This window comes from Streptomyces sp. NPDC047974, assembly GCF_040653375.1.
In the GTDB taxonomy this organism is placed as follows: Bacteria; Actinomycetota; Actinomycetes; order Streptomycetales; family Streptomycetaceae; genus Streptomyces.
In genome coordinates this window covers 130,657-156,144 of the sequence record NZ_JBEZNU010000016.1, presented here as the reverse complement: position 1 = coordinate 156,144, position 25,488 = coordinate 130,657, and the positions used below count along the sequence as shown (strand labels likewise).

Below are 25,488 nucleotides of genomic sequence, written 5' to 3'. Positions count from 1 at the left end.
GGTCATCGCTGGTCTCCTTCGAGGACGCGAGGGGCGCCCACGGCCCCGCCGGCCACGGGGGCAGGTCCGGGCGACGGGGCAGCCGCGGACCGGGGCTGCGGCTGCGGCTGCGACGGGGGCTGTGACTGCGGCGTGGCGCGCAGGGCGAGTGCGCCGAGCGCGGCGGCCACGTTGACGGCGGCGGCGAACCAGTACACGGCGGCGTACGGCTCCGCTCCCGTGCCCGGGACCTCCGCGATGATCACGGCCGTGGCGGCGATGCCGAGGCCGCCGCCGACCTGACGGGCCGCCATGACCATGCCGGTGGCGGCGGCGAAGTGCCGCGGCGCCACGGAGAGGGCGGCGGCACTGGAGACGCCGACGGTGACCAGTCCGACGCCGACCCCCATCACCGCTCCGGCCGGGAGCCACAGCGTCCAGAAGCGGGGCTCGGTGTCGATCAGCAGGGCCAGGACGGCCGTCGTGGCGGCGACCACGGCCGAGCCGGCCACCACCATCGTGCGCGGGGCGAGGGGAAGGGAGAGGCGTCCGACGCCGACGCCGACCACGGCGGTGACGAGCGCCGCCGGGCTCATCGCGAGGCCCGCCTCCAGGGCGGAGTACTTCCAGGCGTCGGTCATGAAGAGCACGCCGAGCAGCATCGTGGAGAAGAGGGCGGCGCCGTACGCGACGGAGACGGCGCTCGCGACGGCGAAGGGGCGGCTGCGGAAGAGGTCCAGCCGGAGGGCCGGCCGCGGATGCCGGAGCGAGCGCGTCACGGCGGCCGCCGCCGCGAGCACGGTGACCCCGGCGGCGACGAGGACGTGCGCCGAGGACCAGCCGCGCTCGGGGCCCCGCGTCAGCCCGTACACCGCCGCGCCGACGCAGAGGGCGAGCAGCACGCTGCCCGCGAGGTCGGGCGCCCGGCCGGTACGGGACTCGCCGGCGAGCAGCTTCCTGCCGGCGATCAGCACCCACATGCCGACGGGCAGGTTGAGGCAGAACAGCGCGCGCCAGTCGAGCACCTCGACGACGACGCCGCCGAGCGCGGGCCCGGCGGCAGCGGCCAGAGCGCCCGCGGCGCTCCACAGGCCGATCGCGGCGCGCCTGCGTTCGGCGGGGATCTCCGTGAGCACCAGACCCAGCGAGGCGGGCACCAGCAGGGCCGCCGCCAGGCCCTGGGCGGCGCGGGCGCCGAGCAGGACGGGCAGGTTCGGGGCCACGGCGATCAGCAGCGACGACGCCGTGAAGGCGGCGACGCCGATCAGGAAGAGGCGGGCGCGGCCGACGGCGTCGGCCAGCGGGCCGGCCGGGGCGAGGAGCGCGGCGAAGGGGATGACATAGGCGGTGGCGACCCAGGAGACGGTGGTCAGCGAGGCGTCGAAGGTGTCGGCGATCGGCGGCACGGCCAGGTTGGTCACGGTGGCGTCGAGGAAGCTCAGGAAGGTGCCGGCGCCGGCGAGTAACAGGGCGAGGGAGGCTCGGCGGGAGTCCGCAACAGGCGTCATGGCGAGGAGTTAAGAGTACGATCGTTCGTACGTCAATAGCGTACGGTCGTTTGCTAAACTCTCCGGCATGGCAGGACGAACATCGGCTCAGGCGGCCCTCGAAACCCGGCGGTCGGTACTGCGCGCCGCCGCCGATCTCGCTTCCCTGGAGGGCCTGGACAGCGTCACGATCGGCCGGCTCGCCGACCGGCTGGGGATGAGCAAGGCCGGGGTCATCGGCCAGTTCCGCAGCAAGGAGAGGCTGCAGCTGGAGACCGTGGAGCTGGTCCTGGAGGACTTCCGCACCCGGGTCTGGCTGCCGGTGCGCCACCTCGACGCGGGGCTGCCGCGCCTGCTGGCCGTCTGCGCGGCCTGGGTGCGTTACGCCGCCGAGCCCGGCTACCCCGGCGGCTGCCTGCTCACCCAGGTCACGTACGACTACGACGGCCGCACCGGCTCCGTGCACGACCGGATCGCCGAGGGGCGCGCCCGCTGGCGGGAGGTCCTGCGCCACGACATCGACGCCGCCGTCGCCGCCGGGGAGCTGCCGGCCGTGACGGACGCCCCCCGGGTCGTCTACGGCCTCGAATCCCTGGCCGCGGGGATCACTCCCGCGCGGCTCCTCCACGGCGACGACCAGGCGGACGGCTGGGCGCTGCACGGCATGCGCACGATCCTCGGCGTCCCCACGGCGGACTGACCGCCGGCGGCCCGTCCCCCTCGAAGTCGCCCGCGGGCACCGGAGGGCGGGACGCCCCGGTCCCGCATCACGCTCCGGCGAGCAGCTCCGGGAGCCGGCGCATGTCGTCGAAGACGACGGTGCCCGGGCCTTCGAGGCGTCCGGCGGGCGTGGGGCCCCCGGCGTACCCGAAGGCCCGCATCCCGGCGGCCCTGGCGGCCTCGACGCCGGGCGCGCTGTCCTCGACCACCGCGCACGCCGCCGGGTCGACGCCCATGCGGCGGGCGGCGTACAGGAAGAGATCGGGCGCGGGCTTGCCCCGGGCCACGTCGCCCGCACTGTGGATCCGGCCCTCGAAGCGGGCGTAGAGGCCGGTGCGGCCCAGGGTGTGACGCATCTTCTCGTGGGACCCGCTGGACGCGACACAGGTCGGCAGGGTGAGGGCGGCGAGCGCCTCGGGCAGCCCGTCCACCGGCGCGAGGCCGGTGTCGACCGCGTCCCGGTGGCGCCGGACGAGCAGGCTCCACCACCGCGCGGCCGCCTGCGGGCCGAGCCGCTCGGAGATCTGCCCGACGATCGACTCCTTGGAACGGCCGATGAACCGTTCGACCACCTCGTCGGCGGTGAGGGGCCAGCCCAACTCGGCGCCGAGCGCGACCTGGAGGCGGACGGCCAGGCGTTCGGTGTCGACGAGGACGCCGTCGCAGTCGAAGATCACGAGTTCGATCGGCCTGCTCGATCCCGCGGCGTGGACGGGGGGTCTGACGGAGGGTCGGGCGGCGGGGCGGGAGGCGCTCACGTCGCGTCGGCCGTCAGCGGGGACAGCGGCCGCTCGAAGAAGGTCTCCAGGACGACCGTGGCCTGGGTGCCGCTGACCCCGTCGATGGCGTAGATCCGGCGCAGCACGTCCTGGAGTTGCTCGGTGGTCGCGGTCCTGACCTTGACCAGGACCGAGGCACTGCCGGCGATGACGTGCGCCTCCAGGATCTCGGGGAGCGCGGCGAAGTCCTCCGCCGAATCGCCCATCCAGGACGCGGAGTCGACCATCACGTAGGCGAGGACGGCGCTGCCCACGGCGGCCGGATCCACGTCGACGGCGGTACGCCGGATGACGCCGCGCTCCCTCAGCTTGCGCACCCGCTCGTGGGCGGCGCCGGCGGACAGCCCGACGGCCTGGCCGAGGGCGGCGTACGGCTGGGTGGCGTCCTGCTGGAGCCGGGCCAGCAGTGCGCGATCGATGTGATCCACAACTCTCCGTTCGTCGACTTCTGGCGATGACCGTATCCCATCCTTCAATATCGGGTTCAGGCCGACTGGCATTCAGTCATCGGCCGGGATGCGGCATGTGATGTCTCTCGTGAGGAGTGGACCCTATGAGCAGCGAGCGCCCGGGACTGTACGAGATGCTCGACGAGCGGTTCCGGACCGGCCGGTGCATGAACGGCGACGAGGCGCTGGAGGTCCTGTTCACCGGCTGCCGCTGGGCCGAGGGGCCGGTCTACGTGCCCGCCTGGCGGCAGGTGGTCTGGAGCGACATCCCCAACGACAGGATGCTGCGGTGGGACGAGGAGACCGGAGCGGTCGCCGTCTTCCGCCGCTCCGCCGGCCACACCAACGGCAACACCCTCGACCGCGAGGGCCGGTTGATCACCTGTGAGCAGGGCAACCGCCGCGTGACCAGGACCGAGCACGACGGCACCGTCACCGTGCTGGCCGACCGGTGGCAGGGCAGGCGGCTGAACAGCCCGAACGACGCCACCGTGAGGTCCGACGGCTCGATCTGGTTCTCCGACCCGGACTTCGGCATCACCAGCGACTACGAGGGGTACCGCGCCGAGAGCGAGATCGGCTCCAACAACGTCTACCGGATCGACCCGGCCACCGGTGAGGTGCGGCTCGTCGCGGACGGCTTCGGCGCACCGAACGGGCTGGTCTTCTCGCCCGACGAGCGACGGCTGTTCGTCTCCGACACCCGTGCCGGCGCCATCCGGGTCTTCGACGTCCGCGAGGACGGCACCCTCTCCGACGGCGCGGTCTTCGCGACGGCCGGGGACCGCGAGAAGGCCCGCTTCGACAACCTCCGCTTCGACGACGGCGGCAGGCTCTGGGTCGCCGCGATGGACGACGGCGTGCACTGCTACGACCCCGACGGCACCCTGATCGGCCGGCTGAACGTCCCCGAGGCGGTCGCCAACGTCTCCTGGGGCGGCGCCAAGCGCAACCGCCTCTTCATCACCGCGGAGACCAGCCTGTACTCGGTGGTCATGGGGGTCACCGGCACGCACCCGACGGGGCCGGGCCGTCGCCCCTGGCTGTAGCCGGAAGCCTCCCGAGACCGGAACCCTCCCGGGACCCGGGCCCTCCCGAGGCCGGGGCCCGCGCTCATCCCGCCGGCGCCGGCGCCCCCCGGAAGGTGCGCCGGTACGCCATCGGCGAGACGCCGATGGCCGCGTGGAGGTGCTCGCGCAGGGAGGTGCCGGTGGCGAAGCCGACCTGGCCGGCGATGTCGTCGACGGCCAGGTCGGTGGTCTCCAGGAGGTGCTGCGCCCGGGACACCCGCTGCTGGATCAGCCAGCGCCCCGGGCTCGTCCCGACCTCGTCGCCGAAGCGCCGCGCGAAGGTGCGCAGGCTCATCCGGGCGTGCCGGGCGAGCTCGCTCAGCGTCAGCGGCTCGTGGAGGTTCTCCAGCGCCCACTGGCGGGTGGCCGAGGTGCCGCTGTCGGCCGCCGGGGGCACCGGGTGCTCGATGTACTGGGCCTGCCCTCCGTCCCGCCACGGCGGTACGACACAGACGCGTGCCACGTGGTTGGCGACGGCCGCGCCGTGGTCCCGTCGTACGAGGTGGAGACAGACGTCGACGCCGGACGCGGCGCCCGCCGAGGTCAGCACCGTCCCGTCGTCCACGAAGAGCACGTCCGGGTCCATCGCGACCTCCGGGTACCAGGACCGGAAGAGGTCGGCGACGGCCCAGTGGGTGGTGGCCGGGCGGCCGTCGAGCAGCCCCGCCGCCGCCAGGACGAAGGCACCCGTGCAGATGGACACGATCCGGGCGCCGGGTCGGATCGCCGCGAGGGCCTCGCCGACCTCAGGAGGCAGTTCGCGCGAGAGGCGGGAGAGGTCGAACGGCGGCAGCAGCACGGTGTCCGCCGTCGCCAGGACCTCCGGGCCGTGCCCCACGGTCACCGAGAAGTCGGCGTTCGTGGCGACGGGCCCGCCGTCGACCGAGCAGGTCAGGACCTCGTAGCGGTCCTGGAGCGCGCCGAAGATCCGGCTGGGGATGCCGAGCTCGAAGGGGTACACCCCGTCCAGGGCGAGGACGACGACACGGTGGACAGTCATGGCACGATCCCGTCGGAAGTTGGCATTCATGCCATGGTACCGGGCGGGCTGCGCGGCGAGGCTTGACGGCATGACGAACACCACCGCCCCCACCATGCGCGCCATCAGCCAGGACACCCACGGCGCCCCCGAGGTCCTGGAACAGGTCCTCCTCCCCCGGCCCGTCCCCGGCCCGGGCCGGATCCTCGTCGCCGTCCGCGCCGCCGGCGTCAACCCGACCGACTGGAAGCACCGCGCCGCGGGCCTCTTCCTCGACCGGCTGCCGCTCGTCCTCGGCTGGGACGTGTCCGGCGTGGTCGAGGCCGTCGGCTTCGGCGTCACCCTGTTCAAGCCGGGCGACGAGGTCTTCGGGATGCTGCCCTACCCGCACGGGGTGGGCTCCCACGCCGAGTACGTGACGGGCCCGGCCCGCGCCTTCGCCGCCAAGCCCGCCGGCATCGACCACGTGCAGGCCGGCGCCCTGCCGCTCGCCGCCCTCACCGCGTACCAGGCGCTCGTCGACACCGCCGGCGTGCGCTCCGGGCAGCGCGTCCTGATCCACGCCGCCGCCGGCGGGGTCGGCCACCTCGCCGTCCAGATCGCGAAGGCCCGCGGCGCGTACGTCATCGGCACCGCCAGCGCGCCCAAGCACGAGTTCGTCCGCTCGATCGGCGCGGACGAGGTGATCGACTACCGCACCACCGACTTCCGCGACGCCGTCCGGGACGTCGACATGGTGCTCGACCCGCTCTCCGGCGACACCCGCGCCCGCTCCCTCGACGTCCTGCGCCCCGGCGGCGTCCTCGTCTCGATCCTGCCGGGAGGCGACCCCGACGAGGCCGCGAAGGCCGCGGCCCGCGGGGTCCGCGTGGAGTCCCTCCTCGTCGAGGCGGACCACACCGGCATGAACGCCGTCGCGGAACTGGCCGCCTCCGGCGCCCTGCGCGCCCACATCGAGGCCGTCTTCCCGCTCGCCGAGGCGGCCAAGGCACACGCCCTCGGCGAGACGGACCGCACGACCGGCAAGATCGTGCTGACCGTCCCGTAACGGCCGCGGGGATCTTCTAGGCTGGGGCCCATGCGGGTACTCGTCGCGGGCGCCACCGGCGCCGTGGGCCGTCAGCTCGTCCCTCGCCTGGAGGCGGCGGGGCACGAGGTCGTGGGCATCTCCCGGCGCGGTCCGCGCCCGGTGGACGTGCTGGACGCCGGAGCCGTCCTACGGGCGGTGGCCGAGGCCGCGCCCGACGCGGTGGTGCACCAACTCACCGATCTCGGCGGGGCAAACGGCGCCGCGAACGACCGGGTGCGCGTCGAGGGGACACGCAACCTCGTGGACGCGGCCCGGGCGGCGGGCGTCGGCCGCGTCGTCGCGCAGTCGATCAGCTGGGCGTACGCGCCCGGCGACGCGCCCGCCGACGAGTCCGTACCGCTCGACGCGACGCGGGAGCAGCCCCGGGCCCGGATCGTCGCCGGAGTGCGGGCGCTGGAGGCCACGGTGGCCGAACTCCCGACGGCCGTCGTCCTGCGGTACGGGATCCTCTACGGTCCGGGCACCTGGTACGCGCCCGGCGGCGCGGTGGCGGCCGCCCTCGCCGGGGACACCGGGGCCCGCTTCCTGGGCAGCACGGCCGCCGACGCGTCGGTGAGCTCCTTCGTGCACGTCGCGGACGCGGCGGACGCCGCCGTACGAGCCCTGTCCTGGCCCTCCGGCACGTACAACGTCGTGGACGACGAGCCGGCCCCCGCGCACGCCTGGCTGCCGCTGCTCGCGCGGGCACTGGGGGTGCCCGCGCCGGAACGGACCGCGGGCCGGACGCCCTGGGCCCGAGGGGCGCTCAACACCCGGGCCCGCGGTCTCGGTTGGGCTCCCGCCCGGCCGTCCTGGCGGACCGGCTTCGCGGACCAGGGCGACGCGTAGGCCCTCGCCCCCCGGGCGCCCACGGCTCCGGACACCCGGGCCCCGCCACGACGGCGGCGCGCAGTCGCCCCTTCGAGGACGCCCGGTCGTCGGGCACGCCGGGAGACTACGGAGCGTCCGGCCGGACGGGCAGGCACTCGGCGAGCAGGGCGACGATGTCACTCCAGGCCCGCTGTGCGTGCCGCGGGTGATAGCCGACGCCGGGACGCACGGTGTGGTCGACCGGCGGGTGGTGGAAGGCGTGCAGGGCCCCTCCGTAGACCACGAGGCGCCAGTCGACGCCCGCGGCCTCCATCTCCGCGGCGAACGCGTCCCGTTGGGCGGGCGGCATGATCGGGTCTTCCGAGCCGACCCCGGCCCATACCGGGCAGCGAATGCGGGCCGCCTCGCCCGGCCGGCCCGTGATCAGTCCGTTGACCGTCCCGATCGCGCGCAGGTCGACGCCGTCACGGCCGAGTTCGAGGGCGACCGCGCCGCCCGTGCCGTAGCCGACGGCGGCGATCCGGTCGGGGTCCGTCCGTGGTTCGGCACGCAGCACGTCGAGCGCGGCGTGACCGATTCCCCGCATCCGGTCGGGGTCGGCGAGCAGCGGCATGCACCGGGCCAGCATCTCCTCCGGATCGCCCAGATAGCGTCCACCGTGGAGGTCGAAGGCCAGCGCCACGTACCCCAGCTCGGCCAGGGCCTCGGCCCGGCGGCGCTCGACGTCGCCGAGCCCCACCCCCTCGGGTCCGATCAGGACCGCGGGCCGGCGCCCGGCGCCGGCCGGGAGCGCGAGGTGTCCGATCATCGTCAGGTCGTCGGCCGGGTAGGCGACCGTGCGCGTGGTGACCGTCGTCATGTGGCTTGACGGTAATGACCGTTGCGCCCGTTCGGGGGCGTGTTCACCGACGGCAGACAGCGGTCCGTCGGGTCGGGCCCGCGGTGCCGCCCGGGCGCCGGCGGGTGGCTCATGTCACGTCCCACGGGTCGGACATCCGCCGACGGCCGGTGGGGCGGACCCGTAGGGTGGCCCGTGCAGCTGGTTCGCCCCGCACGCCATGCGGGCGCGTCGCAAGAGGGAACCCGGTGGGAATCCGGGACTGCCCCGCAGCGGTGAGCGGGAACGACCGCCGTCATACGCACTGGACCCGACATACCGGGTCTGGGAAGCGACGGCCAGTAGGTGTCCTCCACGAGGAGGGCGTGCCCGCGAGTCCGAAGACCTGCCCGTTGCCCGCACGCGGACCGTTCCGCGCGCGGCCATCCGGTGACCTCGAGGGCGGGTCGGCGCACATATCGGACGGGCGACCGTGCCATGCCGCACCCGCGTACCGTCCGGTCCGTCGCCCCTTCGCGTCCTCGTCCGGTCCCCGGATCTCAGGGATTCATCTCGCGAAGGAGATCTCCGTGACCACGAAGTCCGCAGTCGCGGCAGCACGGGCCACCGTGTACGGCTACCCCCGCCAGGGACGGAACCGCGAACTCAAGAAGGCGATCGAGGGCTACTGGAAGGGCCGGGTCACCGCCGACGCCCTCCGCGCCACCGCCGCCGAGCTCAGGAGTGCGCACTGGCGGCAGCTGGCCGGAGCCGGCATCCACGAAGTGCCCACCGGTGACTTCTCGTACTACGACCACGTCCTCGACACCACGCTCATGGTCGGCGCCGTCCCCGCGCGCCACCGGGAGGCCGTCCACGCCGACGCCCTCGCCGGCTACTTCGCGATGGCCCGCGGCACGCAGGACGTCGCCCCGCTGGAGATGACCAAGTGGTTCGACACGAACTACCACTACCTCGTGCCGGAGTTGGGCCCCGACACGGTCTTCGCGGCGGACTCGGCGAAGCAGGTCACCGAGCTGAAGGAGGCCCTCGCCCTCGGGCTGACGGCCCGCCCCGTGCTGGTCGGTCCGGTCACGTACCTGCTGCTGGCCAAGCCGGCCCCCGGTGTGGCGGCGGACTTCGAGCCCCTGACCCTCCTGGACCGCCTGCTGCCCGTCTACGCCGAGGTCCTCGCCGATCTGAGGGCCGCCGGCGCCGAGTGGGTCCAGCTCGACGAGCCCGCCCTGGTCCAGGACCGCACCCCCGCCGAACTCGACGCCGCCGCCCGCGCCTATCGCGACCTCGGCACCCTCACCGACCGGCCCAGGCTGCTCGTCGCCTCCTACTTCGACCGGCTCGGCGACGCCCTGCCCGTGCTCGCCAAGGCACCGGTCGACGGGCTCGCACTGGACTTCACCGGCCCGGCCGCCGCCAACCTCGACGCGCTGGCCGCCGCGGGCGGCCTCCCCGGCAAGCGGCTGGTCGCCGGCGTGGTCGACGGCCGCAACATCTGGATCAACGACCTGCACCGGTCCCTCACCACCCTGGGCACCCTCCTCGGACTCGCCGGCCAGGTCGACGTCGCCGCCTCGTGCTCCCTGCTCCACGTACCGCTCGACGCGGCGGCCGAGAAGGACGTCGACCCGCAGATCCGGCGCTGGCTGGCCTTCGCGAAGCAGAAGACCTGCGAGATCACGACGCTCGCCACGGGCCTGGCCCGGGGCACCGACGCGATCACCGGCGAGCTGGCGGCCAACCGCGCCGCCCTCGCGTCCCGCGCCAACTCGCCGATCACCCGCGACCCGGCCGTGCGCGCCCGCGCCGAGGCCGTCACCGAGGCGGACGCCCGCCGTCCCCAGCCGTACGCGGAGCGGGCCGCCGCCCAGCGGGCCCACCTCGACCTGCCCCTGCTGCCGACCACCACCATCGGCTCCTTCCCGCAGACCGCCGAACTGCGCGCCGCCCGCGCCGACCTGCGCGCCGGACGCATCGACGCCGCCGGCTACGAGGAGCGCATCCGGGCGGAGATCCGGGACGTGATCTCCTTCCAGGAGAAGACCGGGCTCGACGTGCTGGTGCACGGCGAGCCCGAACGCAACGACATGGTGCAGTACTTCGCCGAGCGGCTCGACGGCTACCTCGCCACGCGGCACGGCTGGGTCCAGTCGTACGGCACCCGCTACGTCCGCCCGCCGATCCTCGCCGGCGACGTGTCCCGCCCGGCGCCGATGACGGTGCGCTGGACCACGTACGCCCAGTCCCTCACCGGCAAGCCGGTCAAGGGCATGCTCACCGGCCCGGTCACCATGCTCGCCTGGTCCTTCGTCCGCGACGACCAGCCCCTCGCCGACACCGCCCGTCAGGTGGCCCTCGCCCTGCGCGACGAGGTGGACGACCTGGAGGCCGCCGGGACGTCGGTGATCCAGGTCGACGAACCCGCGCTGCGCGAGACCCTGCCTCTGCGCCGCGCCGACCACCCGGACTACCTCGCCTGGGCCACGGCGGCGTTCCGCCTCAGCACCGGCGGCGTGCGGCCGGACACCCAGGTCCACACCCACATGTGCTACGCCGAGTTCGGCGACATCGTCCAGGCCATCGACGACCTCGACGCCGACGTCATCAGCCTGGAGGCCGCCCGCTCCCACATGCGGGTCGCCCACGAGCTCGCCGCCCACGGCTATCCGCGCGAGGCCGGTCCCGGCGTCTGGGACATCCACTCCCCGCGTGTTCCTTCCGCGGAGGAGGCCACGGCCCTCCTCCGAGAGGGACTCGCGGCGATCCCCGCCGAGCGGCTCTGGGTCAACCCCGACTGCGGCCTGAAGACCCGCGGCTGGGCCGAGACCCGCGCCTCGCTGGAGCACCTCGTGGCGGCGGCCCGTGCCCTCCGCGACCGGCTGCCGCCCTCCTGACCCGCGACCGGTAGCCTCCGGCCTCCCCCCGGCCCGGACCGGGCCGGGGAGGCCGGAGGCGTCGTCCGTGCCCGCGCGCCGACACCCCTGGCACGCGGCGCAGCCCCGCCGCGACTCGCGAAGGAGAGTTGACGTGGCCGATGCCACCGCCACCGGCCCCGCCCCCGTGTCCCGTCCGGTCAAGACGCCGGACGACTCCCGGGTGGCCCTCGCCCACATCATGAGCGAGCACGACACCAACCTCTACGGCACCATCCACGGCGGTGTGGTGATGAAGCTCATCGACGACGCCGCCGCGGCGGCGGCCGGGCGTCACGCCGACGGCCCCGCCGTCACCGTCTCGGTCGACCGCATGACCTTCCTCTCCCCCGTCCGCGCCGGGGACCTGCTCAGCGTCCAGGCGGGACTCGAACGCGCCGGCCGCACGTCCATGACGGTCGGCGTGCGGGTCACCGCCGAGCGGTGGAACAGCACCGGCCCCGCCACCGAGGTCGCCACGGCGTTCCTGACCTTCGTCGCCGTCGGCGCCGACGGGTCCCCTCGCCCCGTCCCGGCGCTCGACGTGTCCCTGCCCGGCGTGAGCTGAGCTTCGTCAGCCCTGGCCGGTGGGACGCAGTTCGCGTTCGAGCGCGGCCAGGGCGAACGCGTGCGGGGAGGCGTGCTGCCAGCGGGAGCGTCCGAACATCACGTCCTCGGAGAGCCCGCTCAGCATGGCCACCGCCCGGACGGTGAACTCGGGGAGGTCCACGTCGGCGAAGTGCCCGAGGTCACGGCCCTCGCGCACGATCGCCTCCAGGCGCTCGTCCCAGCCGTCGAGCAGTTCGGTGAGGACGCGCCGGCCCGCTTCGTCGTGGCGCTGCGCGAGCACCTGCGTCCACAGCGCGTACCGTTCGTCGTCCGCGTCGCGGGGCAGGTAGAAGCGGACGAACAGGTCCAGCTTCTCGGCGGGGGAAGCGGCCTGGTCGAGGGCCTGCCGGAGCCGGTCCCAGAGATCCGCCTGGCTCCATGCGAGGACTTCGAGCAGGAGCCGGTCCTTCTTGCCGAAGTGGTACAGGATGTGCCCGGTGCTCATGCCGGCCCGCTCGGCGATGTCCGACATCCGCAGGGCAGCCGTGCCCTTCTCGGCGATGACGCCGATGGCGGCCCGCATGGCCCGCCCCCGTGCCTCGTCCCCGCTGCGCTGACGCTTCCTGTCGGTCGGGACCCGGGCCGCGGGCCGCGAGGGCCCGGTCTCTGACGTCGGCATGAGCTCACTTTCCAGGTCCGGAGATCCAGGGGCCCAGTCTAGGTTCCGAAAACCTAGACTCATAGTCTAGATTGAAAATCTAGTCAGTGCGATGGGGTGTGTGACGACCGGCTGTGCGCGGTCGCCCCGACGGCCGCCGGGCCCGCCTGCCCTACTCACCCCCCGGGAGACACCCTCATGACACGCGGATTCGATGTCGTGGAGACCTGTATCGCCGACCTGCGCACGGCGCTGGAACAGGGCGGGACGACCGCGGTCGAGCTGCTCGACGCCTACCTCGCGCGCATCGACGCGTACGACCGGCCCGGTACGGCCACCGCCCTGAACGCGATGGTCGTGATGAATCCGCACGCCCGGGCGGAGGCCGAGGCCTCCGACGCCCGCCGCGCCCGCGGCGAGACGCTGGGCCCGCTGGACGGCATCCCGTACACCGCCAAGGACAGCTACCTCGCCAAGGGGCTCACCGCCGCGTCCGGCTCCCCGGCCTTCGAGCACCTCGTCGCCCAGCGCGACGCCTTCGCCATCGAGCGGCTGCGCGCGGGCGGCGCGGTCCTCATCGGCCTGACCAACATGCCGCCGATGGCCAACGGCGGCATGCAGCGCGGCGTGTACGGCCGCGCCGAGAGCCCGTACAACGCCGACTGGCTCACCAGCGCCTACGGCTCCGGCTCCTCCAACGGCTCCGGCACGGCGACGGCCGCCTCCTTCGGCGCGTTCGGCCTCGGCGAGGAGACCTGGTCCTCGGGCCGCGCCCCCGCCTCGAACAACGCGCTGTGCGCCTACACCCCCAGCCGCGGCGTGATCTCGGTCCGCGGCAACTGGCCGCTCGTACCGACCATGGACGTCGTCGTCCCGCACACCCGCACCATGGCCGACCTGCTCGAACTGCTCGACGTCATCGTCGCCGACGACCCCGAGACGCGCGGGGACCTGTGGCGCGCCCAGCCGTGGCTGGAGCTGCCCTCGCCGTCGCGGGTGCGCCCCGCCTCCTACCCGGCGCTCGCGCCCGCCGACGCCGACTCCGCGTCCGCGGCGCTCGCCGGCAAGCGCGTCGGCGTGCCCCGGATGTACATCAACGCCGACCCCGCCGCCGGAACGAACCCCGACGGAGGCATCGGCGGCCAGACCGGGCAGCGCGTCGACACCCGCCCCTCGGTGATCGCCCTGTGGGAAGCCGCCCGCCGCGACCTGGAGGCCGCCGGCGCCGAGGTGGTCGAGGTCGACTTCCCCGTGGTGTCGAACTACGAGTCCGACCGCCCCGGAGCGCCCTCGCTGCTCACCCGCGGACTCGTCGGCCGCGCCTACCTGACCTTCGAGATCGAGGACCTGTCCGCCTGGGCCTGGGACGACTTCCTGCGCGCCAACGGCGACCCGGCGCTCTCCACCCTGGCCGACGTCGACGGCGACCGGATCTGGCCCAAGCAGGAGGGCGAGCTGCCGGACCGGTACGACGGCTTCGACGACACGATCGGCGCGTACCCCCGCTTCGTGCGCGAGCGCCCGTACGCGTCCCTCGCCGACATGCCGCTCCTGGAGGAGGGGCTGCGCGGCCTCGAGGAGACGCGCCGCGTCGACCTGGAGCTGTGGATGGACGGCCTCGGCCTGGACGCGGTGGTCTTCCCCGCGGTGGCGGACGTGGGCCCCGCGGACATGGACGTGAACCCGGCCTCCGCCGACCTCGGCTGGCGCAACGGCGTCTGGGTCGCCAACGGCAACCTCGTCCCCCGCCACCTCGGCGTCCCCACCGTGACCGTGCCCATGGGCACCATGACGGACACCGGGATGCCCGTCGGACTGACCTTCGCGGGCCGCGCCTACGACGACAACGCCCTGCTGTCCCTGGCGGCGGCCTTCGAGAAGACCGGCAGCCGGCGCACGGTGCCGACGCGCACGCCGCGCCTCCCGGCCGAGTAGCCCGGCGCGCCGCGACACGCGCGCCGGAGGACCTCACCCGGCCTCGCCCCGGCCGCCGGTGCCCCCTGCCCGCTCGGCGGGTGCGGCCGACCCGGCGGCCCGCTCGATCCTCGCGCGGTGGGCGGCACGGGCTTCCTCGTCGATGGGCCCCTCGTGTTCGGGGCGCAGCCCGGTCCGGCCGTCGAGGCCCTCGCGCAGGATGTCGGCGTGCCCGGCGTGCCGGACGGTCTCGCCGAGGACGTGGACCATGACGGCGAACAGGTTCGTGCGGGCATGGGGCTCCGGCCACCACGGCACGTGACCGGGGGCGTCGAGGGGAAGCGCGTCGATCGTCGCGTCCGCGTGCTCCCACGTCCGCCGGTAGAACCCGGTGATCCGATCGCGGGTCTCGTCCTCGGCCGCCCAGAGATCGCTGCCGTCGGAGTCCTGCCACCGGGACAGCGGTTCCGGGGAAGGGCGGCCGAAGACCTCGCCGAAGTACCTGGCCTCGACGGTGGCCACGTGCTTGACCAGCCCGAGGAGGTTGGTCCCGGTCGCCGTCAGCGGCCGACGGGCGTCGTACTCGGACAGGCCGTCGAGCTTCCAGAGCAGCGCCTCGCGGTCCCGCCGCAGCCTGCCGTGCAGGGTGTCCTTCGCGAATCCGTCGATCACGCGGCACGCACCGTCCACGGGCTGCGGGTGGTCCCCGGGGCGCTCGTCGCCCAGGGCGTGGTCGCGGCGTGGGCGTGGTCGTGGGCGTGGTCGTGAGGGTGGTCATGGGGGTGGTCGGCCCGTGCGGGTCCGGCGGTCGTGGTCATGACGGTCAGCCTCGCCGTGCGCTCGCGCCGCTCACCAATGATTCGTCGCCGGACGAATCCGGGCGGGCGGGCCCGCGGGTAGCATCACGGCGTGCTCCGCTTCGACGTCTCCATCGAGGACCTGCTGCGCAGCCGCTTCGCCCTGTCGCCCGCGCTGGACCTCTGTCTGCTGCTGCGCTCGCTCGTCGGGCACGGCCGGCCCCTGCCGCGAGCCTGGGCCGCCCGGCTCACACCGGCCTTCGAGCGGCTTCGCCGCGAGACCGAACTGGACGCCGCCCTCGCCCTGCAGTCCCCGCACGGCGGCCCGGACTTCGTCGCCCCGCCGCCGCGCGGCCTCGGCCAGACCTGGGCGGACGACCTGGCCACGATCCGGGCCACGCCGCCGGACGCGGCCCGCCGAGCATGCGCCGCCACCGCGACCGGCCCGTCCGCCCGTGATCCCCGCGTCCGCGCGGTGCTGGACGCGCCGGACGCCGTCTCCAGGATCGCCGAGGCGATGGACCGGGCGTGGCACGAACTGCTCGCCCCGGACTGGCCGCACCTGCGCGCGATCTGCGAGCGCGACGTCGTGCACCGGGTGGGCCTGATCGGCGAGCACGGGTGGGCCACGACCATCGAGAGTCTGCACCCGGGCATCGCCTGCCGCGACGGCGGTATCGAGATCGGCTTCTTCCCGGGCGGCACGGTCCCCCTCGCCGGCGACGGGCTCCTGCTGATCCCCTCGGTCTTCGTCGGGCACGTCGCCGCCCACCTGGAAGACCCCTGGCCCAGGACCCTGGTCTACGGCGCCCGCGGCACCGCCGCCCTGTGGGACGAACCGGCGACCGTCCCCCAGCCGGACACGCTGACCGCCCTGGTCGGCCGGGCCCGGGCCCGGCTGCTGACGGCCCTGGACGCCCCCGCCAGCACCACCCACCTCGCCCGGACCCTCGCCATGGCCCCCGGCGCCGTGGGAGACCACCTCGCCATCCTGCGAGCCGCGGGACTCCTCGTCCGCGCCCGGTCCGGACGCTCGGTGCTCTACCGGCGCACCCCGCTCGGCGAGGCCCTGGTCGCCGGTTCGGGCTGAGGACGGCCCAGGCCGTCTCTGCCGGATCATGCCTTGAGCCCGGGATGATCCGGAAGAAACGGTCTAGGCCGTTTCTTCCGGATCAGGCCGGATCAGGGAGCGGCGTCTGGTGCGTGCGGTCGCAAGGCGGAGGAGGGAGTCCATGCGGAGCATCGGCGACCGACGACAACGCGGCGAGCGTGCGTGCCAGACGCCGCGAGCCCGGCCCGATCCGGAAGAAACGGCCTAGTCCCCCGGCAGCCGCTCCAGGGCGGCGGCGACGTCGGTGCGGCGGGCGACGTCGGTGAGGGCGCGCGCCAGCACGGAGTCCGGCTCCCGGGCCGCGACCACGAGCCCGACCGGCACCGCCCGGGCGGGCTCGGTCATCGGTACCGCCCGCATGCCGTGCGGCACGCCGAAGACGTGCAGCCAGGTGTGCGGCACGATGCTGGCCCAGCGGCCGGTGCGGACGTGGGCGAACAGGGCCGCCACCGAATCGGTCTCGACCCGTGGTGACGGCTTCAGCCCGGCCTCGGCGAACTGCTCGTCCAGCACCCGCCGCCCCTGCATGGCCTCGGTCAGGAGGCACAGCGGCTGCCGCGACGCCTCCGCCCAGGTCGCCCCGGTCGGCCGGTCGAGACCGTCGGCGGCGTCGGTGAGCAGCACGTACCGCTCCTCGTACAGCGGCACCGCCCGGAAGCCGTCGGGGAGTTCGCGGTGCAGGTACGTGATCCCCGCGTCGATCTCGAAGTTCCGCAGCTGCCGCAGGATCTCCTCCGACCGCAGGTCCGCCGTCACCGCGACGGTGACCAGGGGGTGCTCCGCGCAGAACGGGCCCGTCAGGTGGGCGACGGCGCCGGACGCGGTGGGGACCGTGCCGATCCGCAGCCGTCCGCCGAGGCCGCCGCGCAGGGCGGTGGCCTCGCTCCTGAGGGCGTCGCGGTCCGCCAGGATCCGCTGCGCCCGCAGCACGATCCGCTCGCCCTCCGGCGTCAGACCCTCGTACTTCCGGCCGCGCCGCACCAGCGGTACGTCGAGCTCGTCCTCCAGCTTCCGGATCGCCTCGGAGAGGGCGGGCTGGGAGACGTGGCAGGCCTGGGCGGCGCGGGCGAAGTGGCGCTCCCGGGACAGGGCCACCAGGTACTCGAGTTGACGGAACAGCACCTCACGGGTGTACCCGACCGCAGGACGGAAAGCCAATCCGCGGCGCCGTGTCGCCCCGGTCGCGGCATCGGAGGCTCCGTCAGACCGCGGCCAGGGGTGCGAGCCGCTCGGCGCCCGTGTAGACGTTCATCGACGCCCCGCGCAGGAAGCCGACCAGGGTCAGCCCGCTCTCCGCCGCGAGGTCGACGGCGAGCGACGACGGCGCGGAGACCGCCGCCAGCATCGGGATGCCGGCCATCACCGCCTTCTGCGTGTCCCTGCACCGGCAGCGCCGGCAGGCCCTGGGCGACAGCAGCCTCCCCTGCGCGCGATCGGCGATCCGCCCGGCTCATTCCGCGAGGCCTGTCCGCCGGCCGCGGAGGCGGCATGGGTGAGGTGGCGGGCCGGCTCCACAAGCCCACTGCCCTGAGCGCGCGGTTCCGCTACGGCGTGGCCGAGACGCGGCGGCCGAACCCCCACGCGGCGGCCGCGTAGACGATGACCGCCGCGGAACAGCCCACGGTGCACATCGCGCCCAGTACGGCGGCGGCGTGGGATTCGCCAGGGGACGCGCCGGTCGCCAGTCGCACGTCGTCGACGAGGTTGGCCACGAGCCAGAGGGCTGCGCCGATCACGGCGCCCGCCGCCAACGGGAGGCCGCCGAGCCGGCCCAACCGTTGTCGGCGGGCCGGGTCATCGGGGGACAGCGAAGGGGCGACCCGGAAGGTGACGTAGCCGGCGAACGCCACGGTCCAGGCGATGAAGCCGAGAAGGAGACCGCTCCACGCGAGAAGGGAGGCCCAGCCGGGCGCACCGGTGGCTGGGGCCAGGACGAGGAAGGCGACGAGGACCACGGCGAACATCGCCACGTTTCCCGCCGCGTACACCCCGTACGGCAGTATCAGACGCCGGAGCAGGGCAATCGATTCCGCCGCCCCATGTGCCGTCCCTCCGCTGCTCGTACGCTGGTCTCCCCCGGCCACGCGGCCCTTCCCCCCTTGTTGCCGGCGCCTGCCCGGCACGCTGTCGACGGGACACGGTCGCAGCACCCCGGAGCGAGCGTCAACCATCCTTGCCGCCTCGACGACTCCGCCCCCTTTACTCTCCGTAAATCGGGTTGACGTGCGGACCACCGCTCGCCGAGGGTGCCACGGTGACCAAGATCCATGAACTGCCTCAGGTCGACACGGCCCGCTGGCAGGCCGTGTACCTGAACGACTGCACCGTTCCCGCTGGGGCGGACATCCCCGCTCTGACCCATGAACTGGCCGAGGCACTCCGACACCCGGACCCGGAGATCCGGGACGGTGCGCCCTACGTCGTGCTCCGGACCTGGATCCAGCGCGACGTGATCGACCGGTCGCTGCGTGCCCGGCTCGGCGCCGTGATGACGGAGCGGTTCACCGTGCCCGAGATCCAGGCCCGGACCTTCGCCCCGCTCGTGCTCGACATGATCGTCGGCCGGGGCGACTTCGATGCCGCGTGGCTGGCCGCGTTTCGCGACTGGTACCCGGCCGAGGCCGATCTGCGCGGCTACGACCAGGAGTTGGGCTGGCTGCACGCGGTCGCGCACGGAGCCGACCTGCTGGGCTCCTTCGGCCTCCACCCGTCGGTGGATCCCACTACGATGCTCACGCTCGCGGCCGACCGGCTGCTGGCACCGACCGATCAGCTCTTCGCCCAGCAGGAGGACGACCGCCTGGCCCAGGCCATCGCGCGCACCCTGACCCGCCCGGAACTCAGCGCGGCAGACGCCCTCGACTGGCTGGCGCCGATCGAGGCTGACTTCGCCGCCGGCCGTCGCCTCGGCGTCCCCACCACCGCGGCCCACACCTCCAACGCCATGCGGACCCTGCGCATGCTGTATCTCCTGGCCGATGTCGGCGTACGGAAGAGCCCGGCCGGTCCCGCGACGCGCCTGCCGCACGCCGAGCCGCTCAAGCACCGACTCGCGGAAGTTCTGGCACTGGTGTTCCAGACGCACTGAGAGCGTCAGAACCCTGGGCTCGGGCCGAGCCCGGATCCGTAGAGCGGTCGACCGACGCGGGCGGCCGGCGCAGGTGCCCGGCGCGGAGCCACCATCGCCACTCTCGAAGCCGTCGTCGTCGGCGGCTCCCGGGCCGAGGCAGGGGACTCGGCATACACCTACAACCGCCCTTCGCGACCGTCACGCCGTGGAGGACCGGGGACGCGTGGCAGATCCGGGACACCAACGGCGGCAATGTCATGGACCGTCCCGGAACCCGGACCACCGCCGTCGGATTCTCCGCGTACGGCCAGACGCATGAGTGCAGTGCGTGCTCGATGCGGGCGGTGCACGCCTTGGACCACGGGTTGCCGTTGCTCGAAGCATGGGGAGACGCGGGGCTGTGGTGTCCGTCGGCGTCGTGTCGCGCCAGGCCCCCGTCTCGGCACCACCCTGTCGTCCTCCTTCGGTAGCACGGCTCCTCGGCGTCAGGTCGGATCCGAGTCAGCCCACGGCTCGATGCGCGTCGACCCTCCTGGCCGCGACCCTTGAGGACGAACGGGCCGGTCGGGCCCGGCAGGACAGAGGACCGCACATGCAGCCGCTCCCGCGCATCAGCGAACACCCAGCCTTCCCCGGCCGATTCCGACGTGCGTGGCGGGCCGCCCACGAGCCCGTCGCCGGAGTCTCCCGGCGTCTGCGGCTTACCGCCTACGCCGTGGTCCTGGCCGTCCTGCCGTCCAGCCTGTGGAGGCTCCCGTCCGCCTTCGCCCATGGGATCGGGATCGGTGAGCGGCTGTACGTCGTCTTCCTGTCCGTCCTGTCCGAGGCTGTCGCGTTCACCGCGTTCGGCCTGATCGCTCGGTGGGGCGAGGTGTTTCCGCGCTGGCTCCCCTTCGTGCGAGGCCGCCGGGTCCCGACCATGGCAGCGGTCGTTCCGGCCGCGATCGGGGCCGCGCTCCTCACCTTCCTGTGGACCGGCCTGGCCCTCGTCACCCAGGTCATGGATACGACGATCCGGGGTGACGCCCTTCCCGGCGACTTCCCGGGCTCGGCCGGCGGCTGGGAGGAGGTCTGGTTCCACATCTGCTACACGCCGCTGATCCTGTGGGGGCCGCTCCTTGCCGTGCTGACCGTCGGGTACTGGAAGCGCCGACGTGCGGCCGAGTACAGACCCATGGCGCCTGAAGCCCAGCCCGTATGCACGCCGCCGAGAAGCCTCCCGCCGCGACGTCATCGGCCCCCGGTCTCGCGCTCCTCGTGGACGGAGCAGCCCTAGGATCACCGCTGTGAACTCTGCCCTGATCCTCATAGACCTGATGCCGCGCATCGTCGCTCTTCCCCTCGCCCCGTACTCCGGTGGCGAAGTACTGGCACGCAGCCGCGAGTTGGCCGATGCGTTTCGCTCACGGGAGCGGCCTGTGGTGCTGGTCCGGGTGGAACGTCCGGGTGTCGTCCAGCAGCCTCCGGGCAGCGACTTCGCCGATGGTCTCGTACACCATGGCGACCTCGTGGTGGTCAAGCGCACCATCGGCGCCTTCTACGGCACAGGTCTCGACGAACGGTTGCGCGGTCTGGGTGTGGACACGCTGGTGGTCGCCGGACTGGTCACCACGATGGGCGTCGAGTCCACCGCGCGGGCCGCCTCCGATCACGGCTACGAGCTGGAGTTCGTGGCCGATGCGATGTCCGGACTGGCCGCCGACGAACACGACTTCGCCGTGGAGCGCGTCTTCCCGCGATTCGGAGAGGTGAAGAGGACCGCCGACTACACGTGACACCGGCCGGCCGAGTCCGCCATCACCGGCCGCCCTGCTCGTCCCGCCTCAGGGAGGGCCGTGAGCGCGAAGAGGCCGGCTCACCCGCTGACCCGACGAGACCTGCCAGGGTGCGGGCAACACGATCCGCGCCCCCTTCCGGGGCCGCCGACTCCAGCGGTGGCAGTACGGGCACACCAGCACGCGCACCAGGATCCGCCACCTCGACGAACAGGCTCGTGCTTCGACAACGCCTCCGGTGAGAGCTTCTGCGCCGTCCTGGAAGCAGAGATCGGTACGACGGCCCGGGAAACCCGGGCGCAGGCTCGGCAGGACGTCCTCTGACGGATCGCGGAACGTGACGACCGGGAGCGACTCCACGCGGCCATCGGCCACCTCACGTCGTACCGGGCAAGAGTCCGCCGCCATCGACGACCGGACCTCGCGGCGACCACGTAGGCGGCGGACCCCGAGGAGGCACTTCACACGTCGTGTGATCCCGTATGCCGGTGGTTCGGCGACCGGTCAGCGGGGCCTGTCCGAGCACGGGCAGGGGCGGGCGGTGGCACCGACGACGACCAGGCACGCCCCGGCCAGGACGGTGGCGTGCAGCCCGCACAACCCGCCCGTGGATCCTTCGGACGGGCAGCGTCCGTACACGACGCCGCCGGGGGCGACCCCCGCCGCGACGGTCGCGTCGGCGTAGGCACGGGCGCGCAGCGTGCCGTGATCCAGCACCACGACGACGGGCTCGGCCGGACCGGCATCGAGGTGCACGACAGCGGGGTCGCCGTCGCCTCGGTAGGCGATCTCCGCGTCCAGGGGCCAGAAGGCCACCTGGTCCAGGAAGCCCGGGCCGACAGCGATCCGCAGCGGCTCGTTCTCCTCCTCGGCTTTCCCCCGCCCCGCGGCGAACACCATCCGGGCCCCGCACGCGCGCAGCCGGAAGTCCTCCTGCTCGGGTGGCAGCCCTTCGGGCAGCAGGACGGCCACCGCGCCGATACGCAGCACCCCGTAGAGAAGGACGGGCAGTGCGGTGCCGGGCACGTGCACGAGCGCGACGCGCTCTCCGGCACGAATGCCGTGGGCACGCAACCCGCCTGCCACCCGGCCGGACAGATCGTCCAGGTCTCCGTAGGACAGCAGTTCGCCGTTCGACCAGACTGCCGGGTGCAGAGGGTACTGCCCAACGGTGTCCTGGAGGTTCGTGGCCAGATTTCCCATAGCTCCCTGTGTCCCTTCCCGGCGGCTCCCGCCTGCGCCGATCATCGCGGGGCACGGGGCGCGGGATCTATGGCGCCGGAGACAGCGTTACCTGTCTCCACGGACAACGGCCGCCGCTGGACGGTCCGCTCTCACCGTTCCGGCCTGTCGACCCTCGCCGGTGACCTAGGCTCGGCCCGTGCACGACGTGAAGACAGCGCAGACGCCGCTCACCGAGGTCGTACGGACCCTCGAAGCCCGCATCGAGAGCGTTGTCTCCGAGATGGCCGACCTGACCGTCCGTGAGATCGCCTTCTACCGGGGACCGACGGTGAGCCGAGAGGCGCTCTGCGCGGGCCTGCGGGGAAGCGTGGGCTTCATCCTCATGCACCTGGCGGACGACGGTATGGCGCCCCACGACGTATCGGCCCCCACCGAGACAGGCCGCACCCGCGCCCTGCAGGGCGCTCCGCTCGCAGACGTCCTGCGGGTCTACCGGCTCAGTTTCGCCTACTTCTGGGAGCAGCTCCTCATGCAGGCCCGCGCCTCCGGCGAGGACGGCACCCAGGCTCTGCTGGCCGCCGCCTCACGGATCTGGGCGTTGGCCGAGGCCTATTCGACAGCGCTCACCGAGTCCTATCGGGAGGCCGCCGCCGAACGGATGGTGGAGGCCGACCGGCGGCGCTCCGCGCTCGTCGCCGCCCTGCTCGACGGGACCGGCACGGACGGCGAGGAAGTGTGGGAGACCGCTCGTCTGCTGGGCTTCCCCCCGCAGGGCCGGTACCTCGTCGCCGTCGCCGAGACCACCCGGCCCGGCGATCCGCCGCTGCCCGGGCTCCAGCACCGGCTGCGCGCCCTGGACGTGGGCAGTGCCTGGCGACCCCAGCCGGGATGCGAGGTCGGCATCCTGTCGCTGCCGGCCCGCGGCAAGGTGAGTGCCGTCCTCGACGCCCTGCGCGCGACGGCGACCGCCCGCGTCGGGCTCAGTCCGCTGTACCTCACTCTCGACCACACCCGGCACTCCCTGCGGTACGCCCAGGTCGCCCTGGACTCCCTGCCGCCCGACGGGATCGGCCTGCGCCAACTCGACGACACCCCGCTCACCGACCTGGTCCTGGCCAATCTCGACAGCACCCGGCGCGCCGTCAACCGCGTCCTGGGCGGCCTGCTGTGCCTGCCCGACAACGAACGCACCACCCTGCTCGCCACCGCTCCCGCCTGGCTCGGCGCCCACGGCTCCGCCACCGACGCCGCCGAAGCCCTGTACTGCCACCCCAACACCGTCCGCTACCGCATGCGCCGCCTGGAAGAGCACCTGCGCGGATCCCTCGAAGACCCCCTCGTCATCGGCGAACTCGCCATCGCCCTCGACGCCCTCGGCGTCCTCCCCGCCCTCCTCCACGACCACCCGGCCCCACCCGCTGCTCACTGACCCGGACCAGCCCGCCCCTCGCGTGCTGTCGCCCGCCGGCCCTGCCGTCTCCCCGCCGAAGTTCCCGTCCCGACTGGCGGGCTGACACCGCCACCCGGCGCACCTCACCGTTTGCGGAGCGGCAGACCTCGGGTTTCAGTGAAGGAGACCCCCACTCGCTCGTGCAGGAGACCGAACTCGACAACCGCATCGCCTCCCTCCTCGTCGACGGCGAGGCAGAGCCCGGCGACACGATCGTCGCCGACGTCCTCGACGACTCCCTCCACCGCACCATCCGCAATCACGACGGCGCCGAAGCCGGCACGGCACCCGAGGCCGATGAGGCACCTGCGGCGACCGACGCCCCTGACGGCAAGGAGTGACCGATGGCCCATCACCACCACAAGTCGAACGAAGAGGTCGAGGGCGACCCTGACACCGGGCATGGGCGCGGAATGCCCCGTCGTCCGGACGAGGAGGAACTGGAAGAGCGCCTGGATGAGGACCACGAGGAAGTAGGTCTTCCTCCGGAACCGGGCGGGCAGGACGACTAGTTCGGTTCGCAGGCAGCCACGCCGGCGCGGCGGCCACACCCCTCCGGCGCGCGACGTCGACGAGAGGCGTGCCATGACCGAGCCCGGCTCCCGGGCCGCGACCACGAGCCCGACCGGCACCGTCCGGTCGGGCTCCGTCATGGGCACCGCCCGCATTCCGTACGGAGCTCCGAGCACCTGCAGCCAGGCACGCGGGACGACGCCCGCCCATCGCCCCGCCCGGACACGGGCGAAGAGCGCCGCCAGGGTTCCTGGAAGCCCTCGGCGAGAAGCCCGCGCAGGTACGTGATCCCGGCATCCAGCGGTACGTCGAGCTCGTCCTCCAGTTCCCGGATCGCCTCGGACAGGGCGGGCTGGGCGAGGTGACGGGCCTGGGCGGCGCGGGCGACATGATGCTCCCGTGCGACCGCAGGTCGGAACGCCACGTCGCGTCGCCGTGCCGTCCGGACCCCGGACGGCCGGGCTCAGACCACGGCCAGCGGTTCCAGCCGCTCCGCGCCCGTGTAGACGTTCATCGACGCCCCGCGCAGGAAGCCGACCAGGGTCAGCCCGCTCTCCGCCGCGAGGTCGACGGCGAGCGACGACGGCGCGGAGACCGCCGCCAGCATCGGGATGCCGGCCATCACCGCCTTCTGCACCAGTTCGAACGAGGCCCGGCCGCTGACCATCAGAACGGTGCCGCGCAGCGGCAGCAGCCCCTCGCGCAGGGCGTGGCCGACGACCTTGTCGACGGCGTTGTGCCGGCCGACGTCCTCCCGCAGGCACAGCAGCTCGCCGTCCGGGCCGAACAGCCCGGCCGCGTGCAGACCGCCGGTGGTGTCGAACACCCGCTGGGCCGCGCGCAGCTTGTCCGGCAGGCCCGTCAGCAGCGCGGGACCGACGCGCAGCGGATCCTCGGCCACCGACCACGCGGCGGTGGTGCGGACCGCGTCCAGACTGGCCTTGCCGCACAGCCCGCACGACGACGTGGTGTAGAAGTTCCGCTCCAGCGAGGCGTCCGGGACGTCCACACCCGCGGCCAGACCGACGTCCACCACGTTGTACGTGTTGCCTCCGTCGGCGGTGGCGCCCGCGCAGTACCGGATCCCGGCGACGTCCGCGGCGGCGTGCACCACGCCCTCGCCGACCAGGAACCCGGCCGCCAGGTCGAAGTCGTCGCCCGGGGTGCGCATCGTCACGGTCAGCGGCCGCCCGCCGACCCGGATCTCCATCGGCTCCTCGGCGGCCAGCGTGTCGGGGCGGTGGGAGGGCACGCCCTCCCGGATCCGCAGGACACGCCGCCGCGCGGTCACTCGGCCCATGGTTCGTTCCTCTCGTCGCGGGCGGGGGGTGGGTGTGCGGGTGAGCGTGGCCGTGCGCC

The 25,488-nt window shown here is 73.7% G+C and carries 25 protein-coding genes, 3 pseudogenes and 1 riboswitch; of the genes and pseudogenes, 14 read left to right on the top strand and 14 right to left on the bottom strand.

Features of this window, described 5'->3' with window-relative positions:
- Window positions 1–2 precede the first annotated feature (2 nt).
- On the bottom strand, window positions 3–1,487 hold the full coding sequence (locus tag AB0E19_RS23380; RefSeq protein WP_362183413.1) for a DHA2 family efflux MFS transporter permease subunit: 1,485 nt from the start codon (window positions 1,485–1,487) through the stop codon (window positions 3–5).
- 67 nt (window positions 1,488–1,554) lie between these two features.
- Between AB0E19_RS23380 and AB0E19_RS23375 the strand changes: the two genes are divergently transcribed.
- Window positions 1,555–2,166 carry a TetR/AcrR family transcriptional regulator gene (locus AB0E19_RS23375; RefSeq protein WP_362183410.1) on the top strand — a complete coding sequence of 204 codons (612 nt, stop codon included), beginning with the start codon at window positions 1,555–1,557 and terminating at the stop codon, window positions 2,164–2,166.
- 67 nt (window positions 2,167–2,233) lie between these two features.
- Here the strand turns inward: AB0E19_RS23375 and AB0E19_RS23370 are convergent, their stop codons facing one another.
- Together AB0E19_RS23370 and AB0E19_RS23365 are read right to left on the bottom strand one after the other, a co-directional pair.
- Window positions 2,234–2,863 (bottom strand): HAD family hydrolase, encoded by a 630-nt coding sequence (locus AB0E19_RS23370; RefSeq protein ID WP_362183407.1) that lies wholly within the window; start codon window positions 2,861–2,863, stop codon window positions 2,234–2,236.
- 77 nt (window positions 2,864–2,940) lie between these two features.
- Window positions 2,941–3,393 (bottom strand): Lrp/AsnC family transcriptional regulator, encoded by a 453-nt coding sequence (locus AB0E19_RS23365; RefSeq protein WP_362183404.1) that lies wholly within the window; start codon window positions 3,391–3,393, stop codon window positions 2,941–2,943.
- 125 nt (window positions 3,394–3,518) lie between these two features.
- On the opposite strand from AB0E19_RS23365, the gene AB0E19_RS23360 reads away from it, so the two are divergent.
- On the top strand, window positions 3,519–4,463 hold the full coding sequence (locus AB0E19_RS23360) for an SMP-30/gluconolactonase/LRE family protein (protein WP_362183401.1): 945 nt from the start codon (window positions 3,519–3,521) through the stop codon (window positions 4,461–4,463).
- Window positions 4,464–4,527: 64 nt separating this feature from the next.
- Here AB0E19_RS23360 and AB0E19_RS23355 read toward each other — a convergent pair whose 3' ends face one another.
- A complete protein-coding gene (locus tag AB0E19_RS23355) occupies window positions 4,528–5,484 on the bottom strand; it encodes a helix-turn-helix domain-containing protein (RefSeq protein ID WP_362183398.1) in 957 nt (318 codons plus the stop codon).
- Between the two features lie 94 nt (window positions 5,485–5,578).
- Here AB0E19_RS23355 and AB0E19_RS23350 point away from each other — a divergent pair, with 94 nt between their 5' ends.
- Complete coding sequence (locus tag AB0E19_RS23350) at window positions 5,579–6,511, top strand: NADP-dependent oxidoreductase (protein ID WP_362183458.1); 933 nt, start codon at window positions 5,579–5,581, stop codon at window positions 6,509–6,511.
- Between the two features lie 30 nt (window positions 6,512–6,541).
- Window positions 6,542–7,381, top strand: a complete 840-nt coding sequence (locus AB0E19_RS23345; protein WP_362183394.1) for an NAD(P)-dependent oxidoreductase — start codon at window positions 6,542–6,544, stop codon at window positions 7,379–7,381.
- Between the two features lie 106 nt (window positions 7,382–7,487).
- Here AB0E19_RS23345 and AB0E19_RS23340 read toward each other — a convergent pair whose 3' ends face one another.
- Complete coding sequence (locus AB0E19_RS23340) at window positions 7,488–8,222, bottom strand: dienelactone hydrolase family protein (RefSeq protein WP_362183391.1); 735 nt, start codon at window positions 8,220–8,222, stop codon at window positions 7,488–7,490.
- A 214-nt stretch (window positions 8,223–8,436) separates the two neighbouring features.
- Window positions 8,437–8,588, top strand: a riboswitch (cobalamin riboswitch).
- Window positions 8,589–8,770: 182 nt separating this feature from the next.
- Between AB0E19_RS23340 and metE the strand changes: the two genes are divergently transcribed.
- On the top strand, window positions 8,771–11,089 hold the full coding sequence (metE, locus tag AB0E19_RS23335; RefSeq protein WP_362183388.1) for a 5-methyltetrahydropteroyltriglutamate--homocysteine S-methyltransferase: 2,319 nt from the start codon (window positions 8,771–8,773) through the stop codon (window positions 11,087–11,089).
- A 220-nt stretch (window positions 11,090–11,309) separates the two neighbouring features.
- Window positions 11,310–11,648 (top strand): annotated as a pseudogene (locus AB0E19_RS23330) (acyl-CoA thioesterase); the annotation flags it as partial.
- Window positions 11,649–11,681: 33 nt separating this feature from the next.
- Here the strand turns inward: AB0E19_RS23330 and AB0E19_RS23325 are convergent.
- The gene (locus AB0E19_RS23325; RefSeq protein WP_362183385.1) at window positions 11,682–12,335 is read right to left on the bottom strand and encodes a TetR/AcrR family transcriptional regulator; all 654 of its coding nucleotides are present in this window, start codon (window positions 12,333–12,335) and stop codon (window positions 11,682–11,684) included.
- A 177-nt stretch (window positions 12,336–12,512) separates the two neighbouring features.
- Here AB0E19_RS23325 and AB0E19_RS23320 point away from each other — a divergent pair, with 177 nt between their 5' ends.
- Window positions 12,513–14,249: an amidase gene (locus AB0E19_RS23320; RefSeq protein ID WP_362183382.1), complete on the top strand. Its 1,737-nt coding sequence runs from the start codon at window positions 12,513–12,515 to the stop codon at window positions 14,247–14,249.
- A 33-nt stretch (window positions 14,250–14,282) separates the two neighbouring features.
- Here AB0E19_RS23320 and AB0E19_RS23315 read toward each other — a convergent pair whose 3' ends face one another.
- Together AB0E19_RS23315 and AB0E19_RS23310 are read right to left on the bottom strand one after the other, a co-directional pair.
- The gene (locus tag AB0E19_RS23315; protein WP_362183379.1) at window positions 14,283–14,900 is read right to left on the bottom strand and encodes a DinB family protein; all 618 of its coding nucleotides are present in this window, start codon (window positions 14,898–14,900) and stop codon (window positions 14,283–14,285) included.
- A complete protein-coding gene (locus AB0E19_RS23310) occupies window positions 14,897–15,046 on the bottom strand; it encodes a hypothetical protein (RefSeq protein WP_362183376.1) in 150 nt (49 codons plus the stop codon). Before AB0E19_RS23310 ends, AB0E19_RS23315 begins: the two co-directional genes overlap by 4 nt.
- Before the next feature lie 91 nt (window positions 15,047–15,137).
- On the opposite strand from AB0E19_RS23310, the gene AB0E19_RS23305 reads away from it, so the two are divergent.
- The gene (locus AB0E19_RS23305; protein ID WP_362183373.1) at window positions 15,138–16,115 is read left to right on the top strand and encodes a winged helix-turn-helix domain-containing protein; all 978 of its coding nucleotides are present in this window, start codon (window positions 15,138–15,140) and stop codon (window positions 16,113–16,115) included.
- Window positions 16,116–16,340: 225 nt separating this feature from the next.
- Here AB0E19_RS23305 and AB0E19_RS23300 read toward each other — a convergent pair whose 3' ends face one another.
- The 3 genes and pseudogenes from AB0E19_RS23300 to AB0E19_RS23290 all read right to left on the bottom strand — a co-directional run bounded on the left by AB0E19_RS23300 (window position 16,341) and on the right by AB0E19_RS23290 (window position 18,100).
- On the bottom strand, window positions 16,341–17,258 hold the full coding sequence (locus AB0E19_RS23300; RefSeq protein ID WP_362183370.1) for a LysR family transcriptional regulator: 918 nt from the start codon (window positions 17,256–17,258) through the stop codon (window positions 16,341–16,343).
- A 79-nt stretch (window positions 17,259–17,337) separates the two neighbouring features.
- Window positions 17,338–17,508, bottom strand: a pseudogene (locus AB0E19_RS23295) (formate dehydrogenase accessory sulfurtransferase FdhD); the annotation flags it as partial.
- 172 nt (window positions 17,509–17,680) lie between these two features.
- On the bottom strand, window positions 17,681–18,100 hold the full coding sequence (locus AB0E19_RS23290; RefSeq protein WP_362183367.1) for a hypothetical protein: 420 nt from the start codon (window positions 18,098–18,100) through the stop codon (window positions 17,681–17,683).
- Window positions 18,101–18,390: 290 nt separating this feature from the next.
- On the opposite strand from AB0E19_RS23290, the gene AB0E19_RS23285 reads away from it, so the two are divergent.
- The 3 genes from AB0E19_RS23285 to AB0E19_RS23275 all read left to right on the top strand — a co-directional run bounded on the left by AB0E19_RS23285 (window position 18,391) and on the right by AB0E19_RS23275 (window position 20,981).
- On the top strand, window positions 18,391–19,224 hold the full coding sequence (locus AB0E19_RS23285) for a DUF2785 domain-containing protein (protein ID WP_362183364.1): 834 nt from the start codon (window positions 18,391–18,393) through the stop codon (window positions 19,222–19,224).
- Window positions 19,225–19,798: 574 nt separating this feature from the next.
- On the top strand, window positions 19,799–20,482 hold the full coding sequence (locus AB0E19_RS23280) for a hypothetical protein (protein WP_362183361.1): 684 nt from the start codon (window positions 19,799–19,801) through the stop codon (window positions 20,480–20,482).
- A gap of 10 nt (window positions 20,483–20,492) precedes the next feature.
- Window positions 20,493–20,981, top strand: a complete 489-nt coding sequence (locus AB0E19_RS23275; RefSeq protein ID WP_362183358.1) for an isochorismatase family protein — start codon at window positions 20,493–20,495, stop codon at window positions 20,979–20,981.
- A gap of 504 nt (window positions 20,982–21,485) precedes the next feature.
- Here the strand turns inward: AB0E19_RS23275 and AB0E19_RS23270 are convergent.
- On the bottom strand, window positions 21,486–22,184 hold the full coding sequence (locus AB0E19_RS23270) for a class I adenylate-forming enzyme family protein (RefSeq protein ID WP_362183355.1): 699 nt from the start codon (window positions 22,182–22,184) through the stop codon (window positions 21,486–21,488).
- A gap of 178 nt (window positions 22,185–22,362) precedes the next feature.
- On the opposite strand from AB0E19_RS23270, the gene AB0E19_RS23265 reads away from it, so the two are divergent.
- From AB0E19_RS23265 to AB0E19_RS23255, 3 genes and pseudogenes are all read left to right on the top strand, one after another.
- Window positions 22,363–23,595: a helix-turn-helix domain-containing protein gene (locus AB0E19_RS23265; protein ID WP_362183352.1), complete on the top strand. Its 1,233-nt coding sequence runs from the start codon at window positions 22,363–22,365 to the stop codon at window positions 23,593–23,595.
- A 167-nt stretch (window positions 23,596–23,762) separates the two neighbouring features.
- A pseudogene (locus AB0E19_RS23260) lies at window positions 23,763–23,957 on the top strand (hypothetical protein); the annotation flags it as partial.
- 3 nt (window positions 23,958–23,960) lie between these two features.
- Window positions 23,961–24,128: a hypothetical protein gene (locus AB0E19_RS23255; RefSeq protein WP_362183349.1), complete on the top strand. Its 168-nt coding sequence runs from the start codon at window positions 23,961–23,963 to the stop codon at window positions 24,126–24,128.
- Between the two features lie 137 nt (window positions 24,129–24,265).
- Here the strand turns inward: AB0E19_RS23255 and AB0E19_RS23250 are convergent, their stop codons facing one another.
- Entirely contained in the window at window positions 24,266–24,553 is a 288-nt protein-coding gene (locus AB0E19_RS23250) for a LysR family transcriptional regulator (RefSeq protein WP_362183346.1), read from the bottom strand.
- Window positions 24,554–24,592: 39 nt separating this feature from the next.
- Complete coding sequence (fdhD, locus tag AB0E19_RS23245; RefSeq protein WP_362183343.1) at window positions 24,593–25,429, bottom strand: formate dehydrogenase accessory sulfurtransferase FdhD; 837 nt, start codon at window positions 25,427–25,429, stop codon at window positions 24,593–24,595.
- Window positions 25,430–25,488: the final 59 nt, after the last annotated feature.